21 protein-coding genes and 3 tRNA genes are annotated in these 25,952 nt (G+C 39.7%); 13 read left to right on the plus strand and 11 right to left on the minus strand.

Going from position 1 to position 25,952, the window contains the following annotated elements:
* Window positions 1–23 precede the first annotated feature (23 nt).
* The 8 genes from recG to H3299_RS07370 all read left to right on the plus strand — a co-directional run bounded on the left by recG (window position 24) and on the right by H3299_RS07370 (window position 12,249).
* Window positions 24–2,132, plus strand: coding sequence for an ATP-dependent DNA helicase RecG (gene recG, locus H3299_RS07335; protein ID WP_182417052.1), 2,109 nt, complete (start codon window positions 24–26; stop codon window positions 2,130–2,132).
* Window positions 2,133–2,491: 359 nt separating this feature from the next.
* The gene (locus tag H3299_RS07340) at window positions 2,492–3,685 is read left to right on the plus strand and encodes a hypothetical protein (RefSeq protein WP_182417053.1); all 1,194 of its coding nucleotides are present in this window, start codon (window positions 2,492–2,494) and stop codon (window positions 3,683–3,685) included.
* Between the two features lie 359 nt (window positions 3,686–4,044).
* On the plus strand, window positions 4,045–5,544 hold the full coding sequence (gatB, locus tag H3299_RS07345; RefSeq protein WP_182417054.1) for an Asp-tRNA(Asn)/Glu-tRNA(Gln) amidotransferase subunit GatB: 1,500 nt from the start codon (window positions 4,045–4,047) through the stop codon (window positions 5,542–5,544).
* Window positions 5,545–5,549: 5 nt separating this feature from the next.
* Entirely contained in the window at window positions 5,550–6,047 is a 498-nt protein-coding gene (locus H3299_RS07350; protein WP_182417055.1) for a GNAT family N-acetyltransferase, read from the plus strand.
* A gap of 92 nt (window positions 6,048–6,139) precedes the next feature.
* Window positions 6,140–6,535 (plus strand): NADH:ubiquinone oxidoreductase subunit NDUFA12, encoded by a 396-nt coding sequence (locus tag H3299_RS07355; RefSeq protein WP_182417056.1) that lies wholly within the window; start codon window positions 6,140–6,142, stop codon window positions 6,533–6,535.
* 247 nt (window positions 6,536–6,782) lie between these two features.
* Entirely contained in the window at window positions 6,783–7,196 is a 414-nt protein-coding gene (locus H3299_RS07360) for a DUF2155 domain-containing protein (RefSeq protein WP_182417057.1), read from the plus strand.
* A gap of 308 nt (window positions 7,197–7,504) precedes the next feature.
* Window positions 7,505–8,755, plus strand: a complete 1,251-nt coding sequence (locus H3299_RS07365) for a DNA repair exonuclease (RefSeq protein ID WP_182417058.1) — start codon at window positions 7,505–7,507, stop codon at window positions 8,753–8,755.
* Window positions 8,755–12,249, plus strand: a complete 3,495-nt coding sequence (locus tag H3299_RS07370; protein ID WP_182417059.1) for an AAA family ATPase — start codon at window positions 8,755–8,757, stop codon at window positions 12,247–12,249. The genes H3299_RS07365 and H3299_RS07370 overlap by 1 nt, the downstream gene beginning before the upstream one ends.
* 70 nt (window positions 12,250–12,319) lie before the next feature.
* On the opposite strand, the gene H3299_RS07375 is transcribed toward H3299_RS07370, so the two are convergent.
* A complete protein-coding gene (locus H3299_RS07375) occupies window positions 12,320–13,453 on the minus strand; it encodes a site-specific DNA-methyltransferase (RefSeq protein WP_182417060.1) in 1,134 nt (377 codons plus the stop codon).
* 370 nt (window positions 13,454–13,823) lie between these two features.
* On the opposite strand from H3299_RS07375, the gene H3299_RS07380 reads away from it, so the two are divergent.
* Window positions 13,824–14,513: an HAD family phosphatase gene (locus tag H3299_RS07380; protein ID WP_182417061.1), complete on the plus strand. Its 690-nt coding sequence runs from the start codon at window positions 13,824–13,826 to the stop codon at window positions 14,511–14,513.
* A 165-nt stretch (window positions 14,514–14,678) separates the two neighbouring features.
* Here the strand turns inward: H3299_RS07380 and H3299_RS07385 are convergent.
* The 5 genes from H3299_RS07385 to H3299_RS07405 all read right to left on the minus strand — a co-directional run bounded on the left by H3299_RS07385 (window position 14,679) and on the right by H3299_RS07405 (window position 17,495).
* Window positions 14,679–14,754: transfer RNA gene (locus tag H3299_RS07385), tRNA-Lys, on the minus strand.
* Between the two features lie 385 nt (window positions 14,755–15,139).
* A tRNA-Ser gene (locus H3299_RS07390) sits at window positions 15,140–15,229 on the minus strand.
* A 375-nt stretch (window positions 15,230–15,604) separates the two neighbouring features.
* On the minus strand, window positions 15,605–16,174 hold the full coding sequence (locus H3299_RS07395; RefSeq protein ID WP_182417062.1) for a NifU family protein: 570 nt from the start codon (window positions 16,172–16,174) through the stop codon (window positions 15,605–15,607).
* 177 nt (window positions 16,175–16,351) lie between these two features.
* The gene (locus H3299_RS07400) at window positions 16,352–16,843 is read right to left on the minus strand and encodes a universal stress protein (RefSeq protein WP_182417063.1); all 492 of its coding nucleotides are present in this window, start codon (window positions 16,841–16,843) and stop codon (window positions 16,352–16,354) included.
* A gap of 355 nt (window positions 16,844–17,198) precedes the next feature.
* A complete protein-coding gene (locus H3299_RS07405) occupies window positions 17,199–17,495 on the minus strand; it encodes a DUF5330 domain-containing protein (protein ID WP_182417064.1) in 297 nt (98 codons plus the stop codon).
* A gap of 620 nt (window positions 17,496–18,115) precedes the next feature.
* On the opposite strand from H3299_RS07405, the gene H3299_RS07410 reads away from it, so the two are divergent.
* Both H3299_RS07410 and H3299_RS07415 read left to right on the plus strand, forming a co-directional pair.
* Window positions 18,116–19,309, plus strand: coding sequence for a HAMP domain-containing sensor histidine kinase (locus H3299_RS07410; RefSeq protein WP_182417065.1), 1,194 nt, complete (start codon window positions 18,116–18,118; stop codon window positions 19,307–19,309).
* A 166-nt stretch (window positions 19,310–19,475) separates the two neighbouring features.
* Window positions 19,476–19,988, plus strand: coding sequence for a peptidoglycan-binding domain-containing protein (locus H3299_RS07415; protein ID WP_182417066.1), 513 nt, complete (start codon window positions 19,476–19,478; stop codon window positions 19,986–19,988).
* Between the two features lie 197 nt (window positions 19,989–20,185).
* Here the strand turns inward: H3299_RS07415 and H3299_RS07420 are convergent, their stop codons facing one another.
* The 4 genes from H3299_RS07420 to H3299_RS07435 all read right to left on the minus strand — a co-directional run bounded on the left by H3299_RS07420 (window position 20,186) and on the right by H3299_RS07435 (window position 23,774).
* The gene (locus H3299_RS07420; protein ID WP_182417067.1) at window positions 20,186–21,010 is read right to left on the minus strand and encodes a CPBP family intramembrane glutamic endopeptidase; all 825 of its coding nucleotides are present in this window, start codon (window positions 21,008–21,010) and stop codon (window positions 20,186–20,188) included.
* Between the two features lie 2 nt (window positions 21,011–21,012).
* A complete protein-coding gene (locus H3299_RS07425; RefSeq protein ID WP_182417068.1) occupies window positions 21,013–21,651 on the minus strand; it encodes a TetR/AcrR family transcriptional regulator in 639 nt (212 codons plus the stop codon).
* A gap of 450 nt (window positions 21,652–22,101) precedes the next feature.
* Window positions 22,102–22,503: a hypothetical protein gene (locus H3299_RS07430; protein WP_182417069.1), complete on the minus strand. Its 402-nt coding sequence runs from the start codon at window positions 22,501–22,503 to the stop codon at window positions 22,102–22,104.
* A gap of 179 nt (window positions 22,504–22,682) precedes the next feature.
* Window positions 22,683–23,774, minus strand: coding sequence for a zinc ribbon domain-containing protein (locus tag H3299_RS07435; protein WP_182417070.1), 1,092 nt, complete (start codon window positions 23,772–23,774; stop codon window positions 22,683–22,685).
* A 343-nt stretch (window positions 23,775–24,117) separates the two neighbouring features.
* Between H3299_RS07435 and H3299_RS07440 the strand changes: the two genes are divergently transcribed.
* Together H3299_RS07440 and H3299_RS07445 are read left to right on the plus strand one after the other, a co-directional pair.
* A tRNA-Ser gene (locus H3299_RS07440) sits at window positions 24,118–24,207 on the plus strand.
* 132 nt (window positions 24,208–24,339) lie between these two features.
* Window positions 24,340–25,689 carry a DUF6538 domain-containing protein gene (locus H3299_RS07445; RefSeq protein ID WP_182417071.1) on the plus strand — a complete coding sequence of 450 codons (1,350 nt, stop codon included), beginning with the start codon at window positions 24,340–24,342 and terminating at the stop codon, window positions 25,687–25,689.
* Here the strand turns inward: H3299_RS07445 and H3299_RS07450 are convergent.
* On the minus strand, window positions 25,649–25,903 hold the full coding sequence (locus tag H3299_RS07450) for a hypothetical protein (RefSeq protein ID WP_182417072.1): 255 nt from the start codon (window positions 25,901–25,903) through the stop codon (window positions 25,649–25,651). The two genes, H3299_RS07445 and H3299_RS07450, sit on opposite strands and share 41 nt — an antisense overlap.
* Window positions 25,904–25,952: the final 49 nt, after the last annotated feature.

The raw sequence follows: 25,952 nt of genomic DNA on the forward strand, positions 1-25,952 counted from the left end.
TTTACACTCTTCAGGCTGGCTAAATGCGTCCATCAATTACTGATCCATTTTTTGTTTCCATTCGCAGCCTTGCTGGTGTTGGCCCCAAGATTTGTGCCTTAATAAGCAAATTGCTCGACCTTAGCCATGATATTGGTGAACCACGTTTGGTGGATATTCTTCATTTAATGCCAACATCAATAATTGACCGCCGCAATAGACCTTTCATTGCTGGCGCCAAACAGGATGAAATTGTAACCTTGGAGCTGGTGGTTGATACCCACTACCCGCCTGAAGCAAATAGAAAGAATATTCCCTATCGCGTTTATTGTCATGATGATAGCAGCGATATAGCCTTAGTGTTTTTCCGTGGGCAAAAAGCTTGGCTTGAAAACCTACTGCCGGTTGGATCGAAAGTTCTTGTTTCTGGTAAGGTGGAGCATTTTAATGGCCGCGCCCAAATGGTGCACCCCGACCATATTATTAGCGCTGATGAAGAAGAAAAGCTGTTACTGGTAGAACCCGTTTATCCGCTCACAGCTGGCCTTTCACCTAAAACCTTATCTCGCGCTATTATAGACGCCCTAACCCATATCCCTAACCTACCCGAATGGCAGGACGAACACCTTATTAAACGCGAAAGCTTCCCAAGCTATCAAAATGCTTTAAGCCAAGTCCACACACCTAAAACACCTGACGATATTGCACTTTTAAGCCCAGCGCGCCGCAGGCTTGCCTATGATGAATTTTTAGCAGGACAATTGGCGCTTGGCTTGGTGCGCGCAAAAACCAAACGGCTTTCAGGCACCCCACTTTTAACCACTGGCAAATATATCAATGCATTAAAATCTTACCTACCCTTTGAACTTACCCAAGGGCAAAAAATAGCCATTGAAGAAATATCAAAAGATCTTGCTTCTTCTGAGCGCATGCTACGCTTATTACAAGGCGATGTTGGATCAGGCAAAACCATCGTTGCCCTTTATGCTATGTTGCAGGCGGCAGAAAATAATGGCCAATCAGCGTTAATGACACCAACAGAGGTATTGGCGCGCCAACATTATGCAACCATTGCACCTTTAATTGCCAATATTGGTCTTAGAGCAGTTTTATTGACAGGGCGTGAAAAAGGCAAAGAACGGCAAGCCATTTTGGACGATATTGCCAGCGGTGAAGCAGCAATTATCATTGGTACCCACGCGCTTATTCAAGAAAAAGTCGATTATCATAATCTTGTCCTTGCAATTATTGATGAGCAGCACCGCTTTGGTGTCCATCAACGCTTGCAACTCACAGCTAAGGGCCAAGCCCCCGATATGCTGGTGATGACAGCCACTCCCATTCCGCGCACCTTGGTGTTAACCGCTTTTGGCGATATGGATGTGTCAAAGCTGCGTGAAAAGCCAAAGGGGCGTAAACCAATACAAACCGCCACATTGCCATTGGAACGGCTTGATAAATTATTGGAGCGGGTTGATGCCGCATTAAAAAAAGGTGACAAGATCTATTGGATTTGCCCCTTGGTTGAAGAATCGGAAGTGCTGGAACTCACCTCTGCAACTGATCGCTTTTTGAATTTGCAAAAATATTTTGGCGACAAAATTGGCCTAGTTCATGGCAAAATGGCTAATGCTGAAAAAGATGAAGCCATGGCCAAATTTAAAAGTGGCGACATTCGCTTGCTGGTTGCCACTACTGTTGTTGAAGTTGGTGTCGATGTTCCCGATGCTTCAATTATAATTATTGAACATGCTGAACGCTTCGGGCTTGCGCAATTGCACCAATTGCGCGGACGTGTTGGGCGCGGCGATAAGGAATCATCGTGCATTTTGCTTTATAAATCGCCACTATCGCTGACAGCAACTGCAAGGCTTAATGTTATGCGTGAAACGGAAGACGGTTTTCGTATTGCTGAAGAAGATTTAAGATTGCGCGGTGAAGGTGAATTACTAGGAACCAAACAATCAGGTCTTCCCGGTTTTGAGTTAGCCAATCTAGAAAGCCATGCTGATTTATTGGAAATGGCGCGCCAAGATGCGCGTCTTATCCTTGAAAAAGACCAAGACCTTACCTCGCCAAGAGGACAAGCCTTACGGCTTTTGCTCTATTTATTTAGGCGTGATGATGCAATACGCCTGTTACGCGCAGGGTAAAATTGGCAATTTGACTAAAATTACTGCCGTCGAATGACAAAAAAACTGTGTATGATCTTTGTTTTGGCAAAAATTCATATTCTGTTAAAAATTGCTATGACAAAATAATTAAAATCGTCATTGCTAATTATGGTAATGTTGAGCATTTTTAATAATTGGCTAACCAAGCATTAGATATTTTATTTCATAAATATTTAAAATTGCTATGCTGATTAAACTTTTAAACTCGATGACAGGATAGCATAGTGATATTTCGCTTTTTTACCAAGGCTACAGGCAAATTCAACAAGTCCGCTTTGACGGCGTTTTTGTTAGCATCCGCATCACTATCCATAACAGCATGTGGTTTTTCAAATCCCATGAGTGGTTTATCGCAAGGCATTGCACCTAAAAGCAATACTGCCAATATAGCACCTAGTGCGGCAGTTGCGCAAAACCGCCCGGCACCATCTATCGAGACAACAGCCAGCGTTACAGCCTATCGCCCAACCAATCCAGCCAGTAACAGCTGGGCAGTCGCCCATGCCGCTTACAGCAAAAAGGCGGAAAAATATTGGGATGATGTTTCAGCAAAGCGTAAACAGCGCAATGAAAAACGCCGTAATGGTCAAGCCATCACCCAAAATGATTATGTTTTAAATCAGCCTCCAGTCTATGATGGCCCACCAAAACCCGCAATGCCTGGGCAAATAACCCCAGCAAAACCAAGTGCAAGAATTCCAGGTACAGGTGATTTTCTTGCTGCGGCTAAATCTGTCTATGGTTTTACCCCCGACCGCCCACGCAATGAAGAAGAATTCATGCGCGCTTATGCCAATGCAGCTTCGCAAGCTGGCCTAACACGCTACCAACTGGTTGCGCTTTATGCTTTTGAAACAGGTGGCGATGGTACTCATGACTTGCAAGCCGGCATGCTAAAAAGCAATGCCAATGCGCGACCAATTTCCACTGCTATTGGTTATAATCAGCTCGTTGCAACCGCAAGTGTTAGCGTTATGCATGAGTTTGGTCCTGAAATCGTGCGCGAACTTAAAGCCCAAGCGCAAAGGGCACAAGGGGCAAATCGCCAACGCTTATTACGTAAAGCAGATGTTGTCAGCGCAATGACTGCAAGGGCGCGTACCGTACCCCATCAATGGACTGCGCAGGCAGAGCTTGCCAAAACGCCAGCCGGCCTTGGTATCCATGCTATGACATTAGACAAAGATGTTGGGCCGCTACTGCAAACCCATAAATTACGCACATCGATGCATTTTCTTCATGCCAAGGGCGTAACGCGCCAATTAACCGGCGCAGAACTTGAGATGCTTAACCTTACTGGTGATGGCAATGGCTATGACATGATTAGCATGCCGCAAGAATTGCGTGAAATTGTGCCAACTGCGAATTTTTTCTTGCGTAAAGGCTATGAGCGAAATCCCGTTGCCAAGCGCAATAATACCGTTGCTAAATTATTAGCAGCAACTGAAGAAAAAATGCGCATCAATATGCAAAAAGAAGGCGCACAAGCCATGCATCGCGCATTTCAATCTTCTGAAATAGCGCGAAACTAAGTTTTGGTATTTTGCAAAATTAAACAGTTTAAGGATGTTGAGTATAGCATCCTTAAACGGAAATAGGCTGCTTTTTAAGTAGTGAAGTTACCAATCAACGCTTAATTATAATAACAAAAAACATCAACTAGCTTCATTTCATCTCAATATTTTTAAAAAAATAAAATTGTAATATCGTTGGGCAAAACCTCATCTAACGTGATTTATATTCTGCATTGTTTTTTAAAATTACTGCAAAACTTATCAAAAACTTGCGGAACACTATGTTAAACCAATGCTTCCTCTTGCCTTTTTTGCTCATTTGCAGTAGCCAATATCTTCAGAATTTCTTTGAATTGATTTGAATATATGGATTGGCAATGACCATCATTGATAATAGAATTCCAGAACCAAAACGTTTCATCTCTGGTGCCACTGGTGACTGGGAAGTCATTATTGGTTTGGAAGTACATGCCCAAGTAACCTCAAACTCGAAATTATTTTCGGGCGCTTCAACTTCTTTTGGCGCTGAGCCCAATGCAAATGTTTCATTGGTTGATGCAGCAATGCCAGGAATGTTGCCAGTTATTAATATTGAGTGTGTAAAACAAGCCATTCGTACTGGCCTTGGCCTAAAGGCGCAGATTAATCTAAAATCGGTTTTTGATCGTAAAAATTATTTTTACCCAGATTTGCCGCAAGGTTACCAAATTTCGCAATTCAAACAACCCATCGTTGGCGAAGGTGCAATTATCATTTCAGTTGGCCCTGATAATAAGGGACAATTTGAAGATATTGAAATTGGTATTGAACGCCTGCACCTTGAGCAAGATGCTGGTAAATCAATCCATAATCACCATCCAACCATGTCTTGTATTGACCTTAACCGTTCTGGCGTTGCTTTGATGGAAATTGTGTCAAAACCGGATATGCGCTCAGCTGATGAAGCCAAGGCCTATGTCACCAAATTGCGCACTATTGTTCGCTATTTAGGCACTTGTGATGGCAATATGGATGAAGGCTCCATGCGCGCCGATGTTAACGTCTCGGTTCGTCGCCCAGGCGGTGAATTTGGCACACGCTGCGAGATTAAAAATGTTAATTCCATTCGCTTCGTTGGCCAAGCCATTGATTATGAAGCAAGACGCCAAATTGCAATTTTGGAAGATGGCGGTACAATTGACCAAGAAACACGGCTTTTTGATGCGGCAAAGGGCGAAACACGCGCCATGCGTTCTAAAGAAGAAGCGCATGATTATCGTTATTTCCCAGATCCTGATCTCTTGCCGCTGGAATTTAGCCAAGAATTGGTCGATCAACTAGCCGCAGACTTGCCTGAGCTACCTGACGATAAAAAAGACCGTCTTATTTCATCTCTTGGTCTTTCAGCCTATGATGCATCAATCCTCATTACTGAAAAAGCCATTGCTGATTATTTTGAGGAAGTCGCCAAAGGCCGTGATGGCAAACTTGCAGCAAACTGGGTGATTAACGACTTGCTTGGTGCTTTAAATAAAGCTGGTCTTTCAATTGAAGAAACGCCTGTTAGCCCCTTGCAGCTCGGCACTATCATTGAGCTTATTGTTGAAGGCACTATTTCAGGTAAAATTGCCAAAGACCTTTTTGAAATCATCTGGGCTGAGGGCGGTAATCCGCGTGAAGTTGTTGAAAGCCGCGGGCTAAAGCAGGTAACAGATACCGGCGCCATTGAAAAGGCGGTTGATGATGTTATTGCCGCAAATCCAGACAAGGTGGAGCAAGCCAAAGCCAAGCCAACACTTGCTGGCTGGTTTGTTGGGCAAGTGATGAAGTCAACAGGCGGCAAGGCAAATCCGCAAGCAGTTAATGACATTGTTAAGGCTAAACTAGGGTTGGAATAAATATTATGTGGCTTAGAACCGCTACAAAAAATGATATAGAATCAATTCGCGAACTTTTATTCGCCACTTGGCATGAACTATATGATGATCTTATCAGCAGTGAAGCTGTTGATAAGATTATCGGCAAATGGCAATCCGTTGATCATTTTAAAAAGTGCCTCACGCGCCCCTCTTCTGAGTTTATTGTTGCAGATGATGGTGACGAACTACAAGGTGCAGCATATGCCTTACAAGGTGGCGTAAAAGGTTTTCCAGAAACTGTTCTTATTCAACAGCTGATGGTGCGCCCCAAATATCAAGGTCAAGGCATTGGTAAACGTCTTTTGATCGAGGTTGAAGAATCTTTTCCCAATGCACGTAAATGCCGTGTTATAATATTGGAAAAAAGTACAGACGCACAGAAATTTTATGAAAGCCAAGGCTACAAGAAAATTGGATTTCCAACACCCATTCAAGAGCAAAAAGATGTTTTTGAAATAATAATGGAAAAAGAACTATTCTAATTATTTCTTGCATTTATGCAATTATAGGCTCATAAGAGACCCTACATATTCATTTTGTGCCCTTTGCTGGCATGATTGAGGAGTTTAAGGCTATGGCCGGTTTAATAAGACAAGTTTTCACTTGGTGGAATGGTACGACAATTGGCACAAGATTTTTCACCTTTCGTAAAGGTAAACGCGTTGGTGAAGATGAGTTTGGCAATGTCTATTATGAAGGTGGTTGGCACGTAGATGGCTATAAACGCCGCTGGGTAATCTATAATGGCTATTCTGAAGCGTCAACAATTCCACCCGGTTGGCATGGCTGGATGCATCACCGCGTTGACACGCCACCATCTGCTGAAAATTATGTACCGTTTGAGTGGGAAAAAGAACATTTGTCAAACCAAACTGGTTCAGCAAATGCTTATACACCTAAAGGCTCTATTGAGAATCACGGTAAGCGCCCCAAAGTTACCGGCGATTATAATGCTTGGTCACCAGAATGAGCAGCGGGAAATATTATACTGGACTTTGAAATTTAGCACCATTGATGCAGATTTTTTCTATTTCAGTTGATATAAAACATTCCAAACATGCATAATTAATTTTATGCATGTTTATTTTTTAAAAAAAGCCAATTTAATTATGATTATTTGTAAATTTGGTTTTTTATTGCCATAGTTTGTGTTTAAAACTCATGACTTGTATTTATAACAAATACAGCCACATAATTTAAAGTTTCGAATGGTCGCTATGATAAAATTGTTAAAGCCTTTTTCTTTTGTGAAATCTTTAAGCCTTGCTGTTTTGGCCCTAGCTGCTGTTGCAAGCCCAACATTGGCTGAGCGCATTAGCAATCCCATTGCCGAATTTTCTGGCCTTGATAAAATAACCGGACGCACGACAACTTTTCATATCACCATAGGTGAGACCTACCAATTTGGCGCTTTACAAGTGACACCACGTGCCTGCTTTACCAGCAGCGCCGATGAAGCAACTAAAACCGATGGTTTTGTTGAGGTAAATGAGGTCACTTTGGACCAAAAAATTAAACCCATTTTTAGAGGCTGGATGTTTGCCGATAGCCCGGGTCTAAATGCGGTAGAACACCCAATTTATGATGTTTGGCTTACCAATTGCAAACAAAGGCTACCAGCGGCCAATTAGTTTTTGTTTGGTGATTTTTAAACCATATAGTCATCTGACGCTTTATAACTTAATTGCTGTGATATTTTATCATTGATCATCGCGCAATAAACTTGACTAGAAATAGTAAAAGATCTCGCCATATAAAAGCGGTTGCGCGTCAATGCTTGCCTTATATTAATCGCTGTATTATTGTTTCCGTTAAAGCGTTTTTTTCGAAAAGTGTGAAGCGGTTTTCGGAAAAAAACGCGGTGTAAACAACGGATTAGAGCGCAGATCCGATACAATCAGATCGAAATGCGCGCTAATATAAATATGGGGATATAATCATGGCGTTTCGCTTCATTCATACGGCAGATATTCACCTTGATTCACCCTTACGCTCGCTATCCTTACGTGATGAAGAGTTGGGCAATCTTATCGGTAATGCCAGCCGCACCGTATTATCCAATATTATTAACCTTGCTATTGAAGAAAAGGTTAATGCAGTTATCATTGCTGGCGATCTTTATGATGGCAGCCAAACCTCGATGAAAACCGCACGCTTTTTAAGCATGGAATTAAAGCGGCTTGATGACGCTAATATTGCCTGCTTCATCATTCGCGGCAATCATGATGCAGCTTCTACCATTACCCATGAATTGACCTTACCACAAAATGTAACAGTTTTTAAAACACGCGCCGGCGTTGAAACCATTAAAACCGATACGCTCAATATTGCACTTCACGGCATTAGTTTTAAAGAAAAAACGGCCCCCGATAGCCTTTTACCGCTTTATAAAGCGCCACTTGCCGACCATATTAATATTGGCCTCATGCATACCAGCCTTGACGGCCAAAGTGGCCATGACCCTTATGCGCCTTGCAGTGTTAAAGATTTGCAAAATTGTGATTTTAACTATTGGGCTTTGGGGCATATCCATAAAAGACAAGTCATTGAAGATAAAACGACAAAGACTACAATTGTCATGCCGGGTATTCCGCAAGGACGAGATATTAATGAAAATGGATATAAATCAGTAACTTTAGTCACGGTGGCAGATGATGGCAGCATAAGCTTAGATGAAAAGCCGATAAGCCTAGCGCAGTTTGACCCTATTGCTGTTGATGTTAGCGGTATTGAAAACTTTAATACTATTGTTCCAAAAATCGAAAACGCTATGCTGCTTGCCAAGGAAAAAGCACTTTCTCAGCATCTGGTTGCCCGCATTGAATTAATTGGTGCAACGCCTTTAAACTGGCGGTTAATCAATGACAGCCAATTGTTAGAGGAAGCCAAACTCATTGGTGAGAGAATGGGCAATATGTGGATTGATAAGCTTTTGGTGCGCACCACGCCCGCAATTGCGCAAAACAGCACCGCTGACCCAACAAGTGAACTTGCATTAATTATGGCAGATATTGCAAAAAACCGCAGCGATATACGCGAATTCATCAAAGAAACAGCCACTTCACTACGCAATGATCCCCAACTAGGCCTCAATAGCCTTATGGGCAATGATGAGGAAAGCTTTGATAGCTTCATTGACCAGCTTATTAATGAGGGGAGCCGTGATATTATTGCACGGTTAAAAGCATAATGAGAATTAAGCAGCTCCACCTTACCCGTTATGGCAAATTTACCGATTTCACCTTGGATTTTGGCGAAAAACAAGCAGGTATCTGTGATTTTCATATTATTTACGGCTTGAACGAGGCTGGCAAATCAACCACTTTTACCGCTTGGCTTGATTTTTTATTCGGCATGGGAAAAGAAAATTCCTATAATTTTTTGCATGATTATCCATTGATGAAAATCGGTGCAAAGCTGGAAACAAGCGACCAAATATTAGATTTGCAACGCATAAAAGCCAATAAAAACTCCTTACTCGATGGCTCTGCCAACCCATTTGGTGAAATAGCCTTACTAAGCAATATGGCTGGTCTTAACCGCGACAGCTATCAAGCCATGTTTTCGCTTGATGATGACAGCCTTGAGAAAGGCGGCAATGATATATTAAACAGCAAAGGCGATCTTGGCGAAATTTTATTTTCCGCCACCGCAGGGCTTGATGGTGTAAGCCAAAAACTTGCTGAAATAGAAAAAGCTGCCGATGCCATTTATCGAAGCCGCGCGTCATCCACTGCAATCCAGCAAAAAAAGAAGCGCTTAATTGAGCTAAAGCAAGAAAGTGCCGAAATTGACGTGGCGGCATCTGCCTATAAAAGATTGGTTAAAGAAAAGCGCGAGGCAGAAGAAGATTATAACCAAAAAAGTCAAACACTACTTAGCAAAACAAACGAAATAGACCGTTTAAACCAGCAAATTGAATTGCGCAAAAAATTAAAAAACTACACTGAAATAATTGAAAGCCTTGAGCATTTTGCTGGTTTTCCGGTGCCGCCAAATGATTTACTTAACCTTTGGCGCAGTGAAATGGCGCAGCTTTGGCAAAATGATAGTGCTTTTAAGCAAAGGAAAGACTATTTAACCACGCAAATTGCAAGTTTAAAGGAAAAACTTCAGCAAAGTAATTTTGAACCAAAGCTTATTAAGCTTGGCGACACAATAAAGCTGCTGGCAGATGAACCAAAATCGCGCTTTATCACCGCAAAAAATGATATTGCAAAACGCCAAGATGAGCTTATGCAAAAGAAAGCGGAACTATCTGCACTTATAAAGCAGCTTAATCAACCAGAACGCTTAACGGATGAGCTTTTAATTGATAAATTACGCCTTGCGCCTTTAAAAGATTTGTTACACAAAAAGCCTTTAATCGATAGTCGGATTGCCTCCACACAAGGGGAATTACAACTGGCTGAAAAAACCTTGCAAGAGCTTGAAACAGGTTTTAACACCCCATCACTAGCCTTTGATGAAGATAGAGTACTTTTGCTAGAAGCAAAGCTAACTGAGTTAACCGACAAAGGCTTGCTTGTTGAAAGCCAAAATCTTGCCAGCAATCTCACACGCTTGCAAAATGAACAACAGCAAGCTTTTGCTGCGCTTGCGCCATTTAGCGGCACAATAAATGATCTTAATGGGCTAATTATTGCTGACAAAGATTATTGGAACGAGCAATATCACCAGTTGCAGCGATTAAACCAACAATTGGATGATTTTGCTTTAGAAAAACGGCAAATTGCTGATAAGCTTGCCAACATTGAAACGCGGATTAAAACCCTTAAAAAACAAAGCAATCTGGTTGACAGCGAAACCTTAAAAACATTGGCACAACAAAAGCTGCTTGCTTGGCAAAACCATTATAAAAAACTTGACCATGAAAGCGCTAATCAATTTTCTCTTGCTATGGGCCATTATGATGATGCCTTACAAGGCCGCCTCACCCATTTTGAGCGCATTGCGCAGTTAGAGCAAGCGCAAATAGATTGGAATGAGGAACAAAAAAAGCAAACTAACCTTGAAGACAGCATGCAGCATAAAGAGCAAGAGCGCGTCAAGATTGATGAATTTGTAACTGAGACTTTGCGAAAAATTGGTATTGAACAAGTAATGCCAAGCCTTGCAGCCATGAAATTTTTGCAAGATTGGCTGATAAAACGCCAAAATTATCAAACAATAAGCAATGAAATCATCACGATGCAGGCGCGTTTTGATGCGGTGCAAGCAGATATTGAAAAAATCCACGCTGATATTTGCCAAAATGTACCAAATGCCAATGACACTATGGATATTAAAGCACTAATGGTGCTTGGCAAAAAATTTATCGAAAGCCAAACCGAACAAAAGCATAAAAAAAGCGAGAGCGAACGCGCTTTTAAAAAAGCCAATCATGATATTTCAGAAAGACGAAAATTAAGCGAGCAAGCCCTGCAAAAGGCAACGCAATGGCAAAATGAGTGGAATGAGGCATTAAACGGCCTTTGGCTTGCAGAAATATCCCCTATTGAAACTATTGAGCATTATATCAATAAGTTAGAACTTTTGCCTGATTTAAAGCAGCAATGCGATAATCTTCAGCACCGTATAACCGCAATGGAAAAGGATATGGCAAGTTTTCATAATGAGGTCTTGTCGCTTTATCGCATTGCCAAACCAGATTTTGATGAAAGTGATTTTAACGATCCGCTTATTGCTTTTAGTGATTTACAAACAAATGTTATTGATGCAATCCAAAAAGCCGATCAAAATCAAAAAAACTATAATGAGTTGCAGGAAGTTGAAAAGCAATATCAAACCATCATTCATGACCTTGCGGCGCATCATCAAATAATTAAGCAACGGTTTGACCATTTTGCCAATTCCGATTTTGCCGTTGATGATTTAAATGATCTGGCACAAAAGCTGGAATTGGCTAAAGACATTAGCGATAAAAGACAAGAGCTAGCCAAATGCGTGCATGAAATAAAAAGCGACTATAATTGCAATGATATTCATGCAGCCCTTGAAAATATAGATTTAGATGGGGGACCAAGTGATATTATTGCGCTTGGTGAGTTAAAGCTTGCAATGCAACCTTTAAGCGCTGAAAAAGAACAAGCCTTTGCTTTATTTGATGAAAAGCGCAAACAACTTGATGCCATTGGCGGTGATGATAAAGTGGCAAGGATTGAAAGTGAAAGGCAAACCATAAGGCTAGAAATAGAAGAACTGGCCTTTCAATATTTAAAGCTCAAAACAGGCGAAAGATTAGCACAAGAAGCCTTGGTACACTATCGTGATCGCCATCGTAGCTCAATGCTAAAACGCGCGTCGCAAGCCTTTCATGAAATAACATCGGGTCATTATAGTGGCTTAACCACACAGCTAAAAGGCAGCCAAGAAACACTTATCGCCATCGCCAAGGACGGTAAATCTAAATTATCATCAGACCTTTCCAAAGGCACTCGCTTCCAGCTTTATCTTGCCTTGCGCTTTGCTGGCTATCAAGAATTTGCACAAAACCATGAGCCAATTCCCTTTATCGCTGATGACATTATGGAAACCTTTGATGAACCGCGTGCAAGTGAAGCCTTGCGGCTGATGGGCTTAATGGCAAAAAGCGGTCAAGTCATTTACTTAACCCATCATCGCCATATATGTGATTTAGCGCTTGCGGCGGTTGATAATGTAACCATTCATAGTTTGACATAATGCTTAAAAAAACAAAAAACTGATTGCCTTTTAAAAGCAATCAGTTTCACATCTTTAAAAATGAAAAGAATTAAGCACCAGTGGCTGCAAGATCACGGCGGATTTGTGCCCGTAATTCATCAATGAGTTTTAGCTTGCCATCTTCTTCAAAATGCCAAAAAGTCCAACCATTACAGCTTTCACTATTTTGCGCCTTACGTCCCATCATATGGATTGAACCAGCATCGCCTTTACAAGCAACCGTACCGTCGGCACGAATGATTGCCGCATTTTTACGCTTTTTATCATAAAGCACCATGCCTGGCTTTAATAGGCCTGCTTCAATAAGGCTGTTAAAGGCGATGCGCGGCTCGGCACGCTTGCCTTTCATCAGTTCTAGCTCAACCTTACCCAAAGGCTCTACCGCATCAATACGCGCTGTTGCAGCGTCGATATAATCTTGTTCACGCTCAATACCAACAAAATTACGTCCTAAACGCTTGGCAACCGCGCCAGTTGTGCCAGATCCAAAAAATGGATCAAGAATAACATCACCCGGCTTGGTAGAAGAAAGCAAAACACGAGCAAGTAAAGCTTCTGGCTTTTGGGTTGGGTGAACCTTATGGCCACTATCATCTTTCAAACGCTCACTGCCGGTGCAAATAGGAAATAACCAATCAGAGCGCATTTGCACATCTTCATTGGCGGCTTTCAAAGCATCATAATTAAACGTATAGCTTTTGGCATTTTTATCGCGCGATGCCCAAATCATAGTTTCATGGGCATTTTGGAACCTACGACCACGGAAATTAGGCATAGGGTTGGTTTTGCGCCAAATAATGTCGTTAAGCAACCAAAAGCCCATATCTTGCATAATGGCGCCAACACGGAAAATATTGTGGTATGAACCAATAACCCAAACCGTCCCGGTTGGTTTTAACACACGCCGGCAAGCCAGCAACCATGCACGGGTGAAAGCGTCATAGGCTTCAAAACTCTCAAACTGGTCCCAATCATTGTCAACAGCATCAACCAATGATTGGTCGGGGCGGTGTAACGCACCTTCAAGCTGCAAATTATAAGGAGGATCAGCAAAAATAACGTCAACAGAATGGGTTGGCAATTTTTCCAATGCCGAAATGCAGTCTCCTTTTATGATTGTATTGCACCACTCTAATTCCGTGGCTTCTTTTGGCAATGCATTCACAACACTCAATTTTTGCATGGGATACTCAACTAACAATTTGGACACCGTTACTAATGAACCCCATAATCACCCAACATGGTAAACATGACGTTAAGCATGGCAAATAAAATTCTTGTTGAAAGCATTTTTTCGCCTTTTTTAAATTTTCTTATCCATTAGCGAGTCGCAAAAAGTTGAGCAAAGCCTAGTTAGCCTTTTTATAAAACTTCGCTTCATCATTGTCTTGGCTAAGGCACACTTTAGATATTCGGGTTAAGTCCATTTAAGAATAGATATTGGATAGAAATTTATTTTATCGACGATATTTTTTGCAATATAAGCCAGTTACCCTTATCTATAGAAACATAATTATAAATTTTACCAATAGAGCTAGATTTAAGGAATAACAATGACTGCGATAAAACTGGTAATCTTCGATTGCGATGGTGTTCTGGTTGATTCAGAATATTTATCGTCGAAAGTTAAAGCCGAATTATTAACTGATGCCGGCTTTGCCACAACTGGTGAAGAATTATCCGAACGATATAATGGCATGACCTTTGAAGACACTTTAATAGCAATTGAAAAGCAAATTGATATTCCACTATCGGCCAATTTGCTCGATAAAGCCCATAGTGAATTTGTCCGTCGGATAGATAGTGAATTGCTTGCCATTGATGGCGTTCGTGATTTGGTCAACTCGCTTGATCTGCCCTATTGCATTTGCTCAAACTCTATCAGTGAAAATATTAAAAAAATGCTTCAGGCGACCGGTCTTTATGACCTGTTTGAAGGCAAGATTTTCTCGGCGCCAGAAACTGGATCAAAAAAACCAAAACCTGCCCCCGATGTTTTTCTGTCTGCGGCAAAATCTTTTAATATTGCGCCAGAAAATACCGTTGTTATTGAAGATTCAGTTCCCGGCGCAACAGCTGCGGTTGCGGCTGGCATGCGCGTTATTGGCTTTACCGGCGGCACCCATGTCTATCCCGGCCTTGCAGACGCTCTAACTGAAGTCGGCGCAGCAACGGTCGTAAATCGCCACAAGGATATTAAAGCTGTCATTACCGCAATGGAAAGCTGGCAAGACGTTCTTTAACCAAGCCATTTAAGCTTAAAACTTGGGCCGCTATCCATAGAAATAGCGCCCCACTTTGTATTTGCCAAAAACCTACAGATTGAGCGCCATTAAAACGCAAAACAAGCCAAGTAAATTGAATAAAGATTCAACCAAAAATGAAATTAGCGATAAAGGAAAATGAGATGGTGAGCGCGCAGGGATTCGAACCCTGGACCTACTGATTAAAAGTCAGTTGCTCTACCGGCTGAGCTACGCGCTCCCTTACAGAAAGTTTCTGCGAGAAGTGGGCGGAACATACGTTCGAGAACCGCTAACGTCAACAGTTTTTATCCAAAAAACACAATTTTCTTTTATCTTAAAGCTAATATACTGTTTTTAAACAAAAAAAATAATTGCATAAAATTTATATTAGATGAAAGAAATAGACAAGCCATCATTCTGCAAAGCCAATTTTTAAGAATCATGGCCTTTTTTCTGATATCAGTAAACTATTATCACGTAAGACAAAATCAACTTGGCAACGGATGAGTGAAATCGATTTTATGAAAACCAGCCGAAAGACTAAAGCAAAGACACAATCTAATAATTTTAATTTTTTGGGATAATTTGGAAAAAGACATAGATCAAACATCAATATGTCTAAATGGCGGAGGGGGTGGGATTCGAACCCACGGTACAGTCTCCTGCACGCCGGTTTTCAAGACCGGTGCCTTAAACCGCTCGGCCACCCCTCCTTGTTAGGTGAACACCTCTTTATAGAAGTATTCTGAAACGTCAACATTAAAATGCATTTTTTTTAAAAAAAAGACATAGATAAAAAAGAAATATTGTTTAACCTTTCAATAAAATTAATGATATCAATTAATTAGCAAAAAATTATAAAATTCATCAAAAAAAATACTCATGGATAAATTTCATTATCATTGGTCAGTTTGCCCTAATTTATATTAATTTTATAAAAATAGCCTGAGTGATTCCACCCAGGCCTTTCTTGATAGAACGCAATAGCCACTTTGATTTGGTAATTTCAAACTATATAGATAACTAAAAATGTCGCAATTATTCTATTACCAGCAAATCTCGACAAATGTCGTAAACGCGCATATTACCTATTGCGGCATCGCCTCAACACCAACAACATCAGGCACAAAATGGCGCAATAGGTTTTCAATACCATGTTTAAGCGTAGCAGTAGATGATGGGCAACCAGAGCATGCGCCACGCATATTCAAATAGACAACACCGTGTTCAAAGCCACGAAACGTAATGTCGCCACCATCTTGAGCCACCGCAGGACGGACACGAGTTTCAAGTAATTCCTTGATTGTATCAACAATTTCCTGATCCTGAGGGGCAAAGAATTCTTCCTCGTCATGATTAAGCTGATTTGCACTTATCGCCATTATCGGCAAATCAGCCATCATATGCTCCATAATTGTGCCAAGAATAGCAGGCTTCAAATGCGCCCATTCGCCATCAGCCTTAGTTACAGTTATAAAGTCAAAGCCAAAAAACACCCCTGAAACACTTGGTATTGCAAATAATTTAGCTGCAAGCGGCGAGCGCGCGGAGGCTGTTTCGGCATCGCGAAAATCTTCAACGCCATCTTGAAGAACAATTTTACCGGGCAAAAACTTTAGCGTTGCCGGATTAGGGGTAGTTTCTGTTTGAATAAACATAGTGCATAACCTTATTCTATTGCTGCTATTAATAAGCTGCCATCACCAATAGGTGTCTTAAAGACAATTTCCGTTAACTAAATACTTAACCAGCGCGACAGAAAAATAATTCTAAAAAGAGAAATAATACTAAAAGCAGCCCAATTTTTAATATTCTTTAGGCAGTTATATAGGAATTTATGTCACCGCATCAATATCAGCATCGCTTAGATTTGCCGGAATAATAGTAACAGGAATTGCAAATGACGAATTGCGCCCTGCAACCGCCTCCACCAATGGCCCCGGCCCTTCGGCATTAGCACCAGCGGCAAGAATCAAAACCGCAATATCCTGATCATCTTCAATCAGACTTGCTATTTCTAAGGCAGCTTTACCTTCGCGGACAATTTGTTCTGCTTCAATGCCCAAACCTTCACGTACCTCAGCTGCAATTTGTGACAAGGTGGTTTTGGCCCGTTCTTCCGCCTCAGCCCGCATCACATCGCCAACGCCAAGAAAATGCTGGAATTCTGAACTATCAATCACAAACAGCAAAACAAGGGCGCCATTTGTATTTTTTACTCGCCGTGAGGCATAGGCAACAGCTCTTTTACATTCTGGCGTCTCATCAATAACTACCAAAAACTTGCGACGATGCCCATCTTCATGACTTAATCTTTTAGATACCATATAATTAGCCTGCCATTTTTCTTTGGCTACCTGCTATGCAGTTGATAGGGACAAAAACAAGCGCCATTTTTTAATTATAATCTAATTGGAAGAATTTTCCCCATTGCAACATATTTTATCATTGCGTGAAAAAAGTGAAAGTAATTATAGATCAATTTAACATCATATTACTTTATCACAGCCGCAGATGCAAATGGTCTCTTGTTAACTTTTATATAGGAAAAAATTTAAAATGCTGGCTAAGCTGCCGCTGCAGATTTTTCAAAAACTTTTTATTGATATATTTAGCTTTCTAATGGGAGCATAGAGAAAACTCCCATATAGATAACTTGCAAGAGATATGGCTATAGATAACTTATTTTTCGACCACTTGACCGCCAAGCTTTTCATTTAAGAACTCATATGAAATACGAGCTCCTTCAAGCGCCTTATCTTTGATAGTGGCAAAAAATGACTTACCAGTTATACATGTTTCTGGATTTCTATCACAAAACCCACCCATATCATTTACGGTTGATTTGAAAGCAAATATGCCATCAAGCATTGAATAAGATTGGCCATTACTATGAGGCGCATGTTCTGAAGGCGCAAAATATGCAACTGCAACAAAAAGCAGTATGAGAAAAAAAGCAACTTTAATTAAGAATCTCATGCAATCTAACCTTAGCAATCCTTACAAACCAATTAAAGAAATGCGATTAATTAATTGATTTTAAAGATATAAAACCTCTAACTTCATATTTAGACCGTAAAAATATTATTGACAAAGCGAGATCTTTAAATTTTGTAAAACCAGCGCCCCTATAATAAGTTTACAAGAGCTGCAAATCTAAATAATTAAGAAAAAATCATTTTCCAGCCCCTGATAAATCCATAATTCTGAAATCTGATTATTTCAGTTTCACAATATCTCCTAAATATTGATGAATCATTTATTTAAAATATTTTTATCAAAATGCCGGCTACTTTCCGCGCTCTCCTCCCCAAAACATTCCATCAACATAAAAACTAATATAAACAACTGATTTGTTTAAAAAATATTTAGTCAAAAAATTTGTGCACCTCAAAACAACTATATTTTCTTCAAAAAAGCTCTTATCAAACCCAATTCACGGATTATAATTTATTAACCATAATTGCAGCTTCAAGGGTAAAATGCGGCAAAAAAAAGATCAGTTATCCTTTCATTAAGTCCTTACAAGGCATTTTGACGCAAACATACTCGTGGCCTATTGGCATATTAATGTTGGCTAGAGCAAAAAAATGGTAACCATGAAACATAAAGCAATGATCAAACTCACCGTTTCAACTCAAGGCTACATTAGAGCTTTTCAGGGTGAAACACATCTCTATGGCTTTTTTCAAAAAGGTAAACACCTTGCCGAAAGCGTCCATATAAATGATAAAATTGCTTTAGTCACACTGCTGGACAATGCACGCATAGGCAAAAAAGACAGTGGCTATAGCAATTTTCGTTTTATCAACAAGGATGGTATGTTTATCATCTTTCAACTGGGCAATGTAACTCTTGGGATAAATGGCATAAACATTGACTGCCAATTAATTGATAAAGCCGTATCAAGGCAAATATCCGCGCCTACTTCACCTATTGGCAACATGGAACAAGATAGCAATGCAATTTTAAATGAATTGCCACCTCTTACTCTTGTTGCCCATGAAATGCGTGAACCACTAAATGCCATCATTGGCTTTACGGATTTTCTACTTCATGAATTTTCTGGAAAATTTGAAACTTCGCTACAACGCCAATATGCCATGCATATTAAAGAATCTGGAAATCACCTACTGCAATTGATAACAACCTATCTTGAAAAACAACCAGAACAAGATAATGTCATTGATCAAGATGTGGACAGCACCATTGCTGAGGCTATTGTGATGACTAGCCATTTAACCCAGCATAGCAAAGTAGTATTTACATCAGATCTCCATGGCAGCTGCTTTACAACATTAAAGAGCTTACAATTAAAACAAGTAATGATTAATCTGATTACAAATGCTGCTAAATATAGCGGTGATGGCTCGATTATTACCATTCAACAACGTGTTTTAAAAAATAATCATCTTTTACTTACGGTTAGCGATACCGGCACCGGTATTGCTGAAGAAGAAATAGAAGAACTTCGCCACCCTTTCAAAAGAGCAAGTAATGTATTATCCTCCAATATTGATGGATATGGCATTGGTCTTTCACTGGTATTTGGTATTGTTGAAGCTGCTAAGGGTAGAGTTAATATCAGCAGTAGAAGAAACAGAGGTACAACCATTTCGCTCACCCTCCCCCTTGGGAATGGACCTCAACTAGATAAAGTGAATAAGCATCAAAAAATCGAAGCTGACAATTTGCATTTTTTTGCAATCAACAATAAAACCCAAACAGTAGAACTTCATGAAAAATATTTAGGCGATGGCAAAAGTAAACAAAAGATCGACAAAACAGCGTAAAACAAAAAAGAAAAAACAACACAACGTTACAGCGCTAATATCATCAACGATCACGCAGCTAATAAAATGGCTGTGTTATTCTGCTGCCCAAATAATCCGTAAAAACCCATTAATCTTTCTTGGTTTTTGTCTATTTTTATGCTTTTTTTCTTTCCTTGCTTATCACATGTTTTACAATCAAAATATGGTAACACGCAGTTTTTTCTTTTCTGAAAGCCATGAAAAGCAAGATAATTCAACATCAAACCAGCTTACTATTGAAGCTTTATTAAAAGAGCAAAACAATCTTCATCCTAACACATTTGATAATCGTACCCCAGCAATACCAAAGCCTCGTCCACAAGCGCCTCTAACTCAAGCTACCGAAAACACACCTACTAACCAAGCTCCTATGGCACTAGCAGTGCCGCAAATAAAGCCAACGCCATTAAAAGATAATAAACCAACAGCAATATTGTCAAAAGAAAAAGCCCAAATAATGCGAATACAAACAGCACTACGCAGTTTTGGCAATACTCATCTTGTTGTAAACGGCATCAGCGATGATAATACCAAAAAGGCAATTTTGGCCTTTCAAAAAATGTTTTCATTGAAAGAAACCGGTATTATCACCCCTGAGTTAATAAACAAAATGCGAGAGATTGGACTTTTGGAAAATGACACCAATGGCCTTTATTAGCTCGTATTTGATTATCCAACCAAGCTCCTAAAAAGATTGTCAGATATAAGCTAGCCTTTTTCTAAAAAATTAAGCAGTTTTGTAATGCATTTGAATTAATTGTTATTTTGTAATTATCACTCAATCTTCTTTCAAAACAGTTTTAAGAGCTAAATCTGAGTTATCAAAATACTAATGCGATTTTCCAAATATGCCTTTTATTTTTGAAAGAATTCTTTTGGATAGCGATATAATAGCCAAGCCGTTAACAGTATCAATAGGCCTGTTTGAATGATTTTTGTATCAGGATTAGTTTGGAATAATTCGTTCGCGATACTTGCAGCAAGGTGAAAAATAATTGCAACAATAATGCTGCGACCAGCGCGGTAATATAACCAGTTCATAATAAGAACAAAAGGCAATAAGCTAATTGCAAAATTTAAACTATATTGCCACCCCTCCTCTACAAGATTGGCTTGATAATAATTAGCAATAAAGCCAAGTGGCATATGCCAAAACACCCAATAAACTGCAAAAATAATCGAAGTCCAAAACATGCAAAAACTGCGCCGCAGACAATCGGTGCCATAACTATGCCAGCTTAACTCCTCAATAATTGGCGCAAGCAACAATGCCGCCCAACCTGATAAAATACCAGCGCTAAAGGATGCATGTTTTGATATTAAAAACTGGCTTGAACTGTAGCCTAAAAATAAAGATATTACAGTTGCACCCAATATACTACCAAACATAATGACAATCGCGATAAAACATGCCTTTAATTGCGGGGTTGAAAGCAGTGTTAAACGTGAATAAAAATCTGACTTTAACAACGTGTTTTTGCGCACCATCAACCAAGATACACAAAATGGAAAAATTAAGCCCAAAAGCTGTAAAATAGTAATTAAAGGCCAATATGAATTTTGTGGTAAATGGCTTAACCAAGCTGCCATAAACCAAAGAGCAAAACATCCAATTGTGACTATGCTATAAAAACGCCAAGGGTGAGAAAATAACCTCAAAATATTTTTTTCATTGGACATTATTAATCTTTCTTTTGGTATAAATGGTTACCTAAAAAGGCTTCAAGCAATTGGTTTGTTTTTACTCCCAATGCTCTTTCTGCCAATTTCAAGACAGAAACAAAATGGGCTTGATATTCTATCTCGCTCCATGAAAACTGCTTATTGCCAAGTAAGTAGGCTTGACCTGCTAAAATGAATTGAAGAGTTGATAAGGCATCATCAACATTAAAATCTCCTTCTCTTACCCCTCGCTCAACCAGAGGGGCGAGTGCTTTACCTATCTGCTTAACCCAAGCAACATTGATCTGCTCGTGCAGATCAGCATTATTGGGCGTATCTAATGCTGCATGGAGATAAGGATGATTATTCTCAATTTCTTTCAAGGATGAAAAAGCAGCAATAAAGAGCTGAAAAGCACGCTCGTCAGTTTTTGATGCAATTTCATTTACTTTGCCAACCATTTGACTAACCCAATCTTCTGCGAGATAGCAAAGCAACTCTTTTTTTGATGTAAAATATAAATAAAACGTACCCTTAGCTATTCCTGCATTTCTTACAATTTCATCAATTGAAACGTCTTTTACGCTGCGCTGGCTAAAGAGTTGGGTTGCCGCTATTATAATTGCTCTTTTCAGCTCATCGCCTTTTTTTACACGCATGAAATCTCTCAACTGGTTAAATCGCCATAGATAAACACGTCAAAATAGCTAATAATGACCATTAGTCATTTATAGATTTTTAAAAAGATTGCAAGCGTATTTTGTTTGAAATTGAATAAGTTGCCCAGCAACCAGTCTAAAAGCACAAATTTTATGGGATAAACGCAAGCTATTGCAGCTTGCTATTGATTAGTTTTCAAATACAGCTTTAATGGATGAAGTTAAATTTAATGGGGGTTAAACTATGACTAATATTTTGAAAAACATTTTTGCTCTTTTGGTACTTGCTATTTTTTCTTTTGCAAGCCTACCAGCTTATAGTGCAAACACACCTTGTAGCGGCAAAAAAGGCGGTGTAAAGCAATGCACAAGCGATGGCAAATTTCTCTGCAATGATGGATCCACAAGCAAATCTAAACAAAAATGTAGCCGCTAACGTAACTGGGTAATTTAGGCTTTACGCTCATCATTTTCATGATTCAATAGTCTTGCAACCATTTTAGGGTGGGTAAAATACACCCCCCTAGCTGGTGGCGGCGTTGTACACAAAACCATCAAAACTACCCATAAAACTGTAAAGACCACTTTGCCCAATATACTAGAATGAGATGCGCCCTGCTCCTGCTCAAGTCGATATGTGGCAATCAATTCTTTTACAGCTGGCCAATCACTTGTAAAAACCCACATATTTATACCTTCAGTGGCAAAAACATAATGCGGGGACGCTGCAGAAAAATAGCTATTATCTAACATCACCTCAATACCATAGCTATTAAGATAAGTTTTCAATGTATAAGTATCCAAAGTACCAAAACCAGTTGCGACCCTAATCATATCAGGATTTTGATACAAAAATACTACCCCCAATTTTTATAAAACAATCGAACCAACCCACTGCAACAAAGTAATTATACATAATCAATATATAATTACAAATAAAAATCGAGATAATTATTTAATAAAAAAAGCATAAACCACAATGAAAAATCATCCTTATGGTTTAAATTCATGTAATTCTATTAATAAATAAATTACATCTCTGCGACACCTATGCACTTAACACCATCCGCATCCGTTACACCAGATGACGCACCGCAGGAAAAGCAAAAGGGTGAAAAATTACTTTTACGACTATGGCAATTATTGCAATGACTAAAAATATGCAAACCGCAATGGGGACAAAAATCGGTTTTTCCATCCTTAAGCGGTATATTGCGCTCGCAACTTGGGCAGCGTTCTTTTTGTAAAAAAGTTAAAGCTTTGTCATATTCTATATTCTTGCGGCGCTGCAATTCCGGCTCGGCTTCAAGTTCCTTCATCCTGTACAAATAGCCCTGAAACGCACGAATTAAGTAAATGCCAATCACAACAGATGTTATAATACCAGTTATTATCCTTACATAACCACCATAACTTGGAAGATATGGCACCAATTCTACAAAAAACGTGAAAACTGCAAAAATAATAAAACCCCAAGCAAATGGCCAATAGATAGTTTTGCGCTTTTTAACAAAAGCCCAACCAGCGACAAGCAACAAAGGCAAGGTTAAAATTAAACGATAGACAAATACTTTTAATTCTTGCCAAGCCACGGCCTTTTGCAACTGAATTTCAGCAGCGGCACGAATATTGGCAATATCTTTATCGATATCCTTACCAATTGCATAAAACTCTGCTTGCGCTAACTGATATTGTATCTGTTGAACTTCATAATCATGCTCGGCTTTTTGCTTTGCTTGTTGTAAGGCATTCAAATCATGCGTACGCGCAATCAAATTGTCATCTTGTGAATTAGATTGGATACTACGACGAGTTGCTAACCAATTATCAAATTCGGTTTTGCTGGAGTTGTACAAACTAGTACTTAACTCGACTTTTTCGCGAAGCGCGTGCAAAATCTCTTGCTGTTTTTGCATTTCTTGGAGAGGCTCTAAACGCTTGGTCTCGATATGCGCAATTGCGGCATCATCAATAAAATCACCAACTGTAAGCTTTGCCTCAACTTTAGGCAAATCCGCAATAATGTTACTACCAAGTTGCAACAAAAACCATGCAAAAATGAAAGTGAGCCCCCAAAGGAATAACTTAAAACATTTTTCAGTCCATCGTTGAGATTTTTTCATTATATTACTCCGTGAATCCGATCAATAATGAACAATGTTCATTTTTATTTGAAATTGCAAGTAATAATTATATTTTCATCGATTATTTATTAATTGAAAGGCATTTTCAAAAAATAAAACTTTATAGTTGAAATAAAATTTTGTTATTAAATCAATTATTTTTAAATCATATCTACCTTAACAAAATCTCGTAACTATTTATTTTCGTGTCTTTTTTCAATAAAAATCAGTTTAAAAACCTTACTTAAGATAGTGTTACCGACAACGAGGGATGAAATTCGACAATTATTTTAGCTTTTAGGGCTTGTGAAATATTAATTTTTCGCTATATTGCCGCCACAATGGTGAGGTGGCCGAGCGGCTGAAGGCGCACGCCTGGAAAGTGTGTATACGGGGAACCGTATCGAGGGTTCGAATCCCTCTCTCACCGCCATTGAATTTTTGCAACTAATTGTTTTTATTGAACTTTTTCAATTGTAAAATGATTACTATTGCAAAAACGCCAAATCTATCACACAATATAGCATACAAACTGTCACACAAATCGTTGGGGCTATGCATTATTGTGGTTGCAAAAACATCAAATCTAGATCGTTACCTCATGCTACGCAATGGCAATTACGTCTATAAAAGACGTGTGCCCACACCACTTATTGTACTAGATAAACGCAGCCCTATTATTCAAATTTCACTTCGCACAAGTGATTTGATTATTGCTCGCACGAAACGCGATTTGCATGAAAAAGCTGACAATGATTTATGGGCAGCATTGATGCTAGGCACGAACAGCGATGCTGCGATGGAACGCTATAAGGCGGCAATGAAACAGGTTGAAGCATTTGGTTTTGCATTTAAAACCGCCGGCGATCTCGCCAAGGCATCATTAGATGAAATTATCAGCCGCTTTTCTGTTATCACTGACAAAACCTTGCCGCCGCCTCTACAACAAAGCTTGCTTGGTGCGGTAAAAGCGCCAAACACACTACTAAGCGATGCCATCAAGCTTTATTTTGAAGATATAATCCCCCATACGCTAACGGGCAAAAGCCAACATCAACGTGAACGTTGGATACAAGGGCGAAGCGCAACTTTGCGTTTATTAAGCGATGCCATTGGTGACAAAGATATAGATGACATCACACGCCAAGACGGTTTAGCCTTTTATAAAAGCTTGGGAAAATCAATCTTAGATTCAAGCGGTGCCGCCACCCATTCAGCAGCATGGGGCAATCGCCAAATTAGCAATGCCCGCGTTTTCTTAAACTCCTATTTTGCGCATATAGGTAAAATTGACTATAATAATCCATTGTCTGGCCTATCTTTTAAAGAAGTCAATAAAACACGCCCTCCTTTTTCAACCAACTGGATTAAAGACAAGCTTTATCAACCAGGTGCTTTAGCAAAGCTTAATGACGAAGCACGGCATGTGGTTTTTATTTTGGCTGATACGGGTGCGCGCCTTGGTGAAATTTGCAATCTTGGCACAGAAAATATTCACCTAAATGGCGAAGTACCCTTTATTGATATTGCACCGCGTATAGACCCTGCAGACCCACGCGAAATTAAAACAAGCTCTAGCGTTAGGCGCATTCCACTTATTGGCGTGGCATTAGAGGCTATAAAACTACATCGCAACGGCTTTACCCGCTATCGCGATAAGGAAACCACCCTATCGAATACTTTAAATAAATTTTTTAGGGAAAATGGGCTATTTGAAAAAGACAATCAGGTGATCTATTCCCTTAGACATGCCTTTGAAGATAGAATGAAAGAAGCCGATGTCGATCATGAATTACGTATGGCATTGATGGGCCACGCTAACAACCGCCCACGTTATGGATCTGGCGGCGGTTTATTGTGGCAGTGGGAGCAACTTAATCGGATTGCTTTGCCGTTTGATTTTTCAATTTTTTAACAGCAGGCTTTTCTTGTTTTAGTTTGTTAGCCCGTGCATAAACAGCCGCCATGCGCTTTTCTTTATCTTTTAATATTTCAATCTCCGCCTCCAACCGTTCATAAAGCGGTAAACAAGCATCAAAATCTGGTGCATAATCCACCATAAGATGGGCCAAATGATCAAGATATGATTCTAACAATTCAACGGTAACGGGTGGATTACGCACGACCATAACAATCCCCCCTACTGTCTATTAAGCTTGTCGATAAATTGCGCTTGAT

It is taken from the genome of Bartonella sp. HY038, from assembly GCF_014117425.1.
GTDB lineage: Bacteria > Pseudomonadota > Alphaproteobacteria > Rhizobiales > Rhizobiaceae > HY038.

What these genes read in the sequence shown, in the direction of transcription:
- recG (WP_182417052.1), top strand. Translation starts at nt 24, where the DNA reads ATGCGTCCATCAATTACTGATCCATTTTTTGTTTCCATTCGCAGCCTT.
- H3299_RS07380 (WP_182417061.1), top strand. Translation starts at nt 13,824, where the DNA reads ATGACTGCGATAAAACTGGTAATCTTCGATTGCGATGGTGTTCTGGTT.
- gatB (WP_182417054.1), top strand. Translation starts at nt 4,045, where the DNA reads ATGACCATCATTGATAATAGAATTCCAGAACCAAAACGTTTCATCTCT.
- H3299_RS07410 (WP_182417065.1), top strand. Translation starts at nt 18,116, where the DNA reads ATGAAACATAAAGCAATGATCAAACTCACCGTTTCAACTCAAGGCTAC.
- H3299_RS07340 (WP_182417053.1), top strand. Translation starts at nt 2,492, where the DNA reads ATGAGTGGTTTATCGCAAGGCATTGCACCTAAAAGCAATACTGCCAAT.
- H3299_RS07360 (WP_182417057.1), top strand. Translation starts at nt 6,783, where the DNA reads ATGATAAAATTGTTAAAGCCTTTTTCTTTTGTGAAATCTTTAAGCCTT.
- H3299_RS07450 (WP_182417072.1), bottom strand. Translation starts at nt 25,903, where the DNA reads ATGGTCGTGCGTAATCCACCCGTTACCGTTGAATTGTTAGAATCATAT.
- H3299_RS07355 (WP_182417056.1), top strand. Translation starts at nt 6,140, where the DNA reads ATGGCCGGTTTAATAAGACAAGTTTTCACTTGGTGGAATGGTACGACA.
- H3299_RS07405 (WP_182417064.1), bottom strand. Translation starts at nt 17,495, where the DNA reads ATGAGATTCTTAATTAAAGTTGCTTTTTTTCTCATACTGCTTTTTGTT.
- H3299_RS07420 (WP_182417067.1), bottom strand. Translation starts at nt 21,010, where the DNA reads ATGTCCAATGAAAAAAATATTTTGAGGTTATTTTCTCACCCTTGGCGT.
- H3299_RS07435 (WP_182417070.1), bottom strand. Translation starts at nt 23,774, where the DNA reads ATGAAAAAATCTCAACGATGGACTGAAAAATGTTTTAAGTTATTCCTT.
- H3299_RS07395 (WP_182417062.1), bottom strand. Translation starts at nt 16,174, where the DNA reads ATGTTTATTCAAACAGAAACTACCCCTAATCCGGCAACGCTAAAGTTT.
- H3299_RS07415 (WP_182417066.1), top strand. Translation starts at nt 19,476, where the DNA reads ATGTTTTACAATCAAAATATGGTAACACGCAGTTTTTTCTTTTCTGAA.
- H3299_RS07375 (WP_182417060.1), bottom strand. Translation starts at nt 13,453, where the DNA reads ATGCAAAAATTGAGTGTTGTGAATGCATTGCCAAAAGAAGCCACGGAA.
- H3299_RS07350 (WP_182417055.1), top strand. Translation starts at nt 5,550, where the DNA reads ATGTGGCTTAGAACCGCTACAAAAAATGATATAGAATCAATTCGCGAA.
- H3299_RS07365 (WP_182417058.1), top strand. Translation starts at nt 7,505, where the DNA reads ATGGCGTTTCGCTTCATTCATACGGCAGATATTCACCTTGATTCACCC.
- H3299_RS07370 (WP_182417059.1), top strand. Translation starts at nt 8,755, where the DNA reads ATGAGAATTAAGCAGCTCCACCTTACCCGTTATGGCAAATTTACCGAT.
- H3299_RS07425 (WP_182417068.1), bottom strand. Translation starts at nt 21,651, where the DNA reads ATGCGTGTAAAAAAAGGCGATGAGCTGAAAAGAGCAATTATAATAGCG.
- H3299_RS07400 (WP_182417063.1), bottom strand. Translation starts at nt 16,843, where the DNA reads ATGGTATCTAAAAGATTAAGTCATGAAGATGGGCATCGTCGCAAGTTT.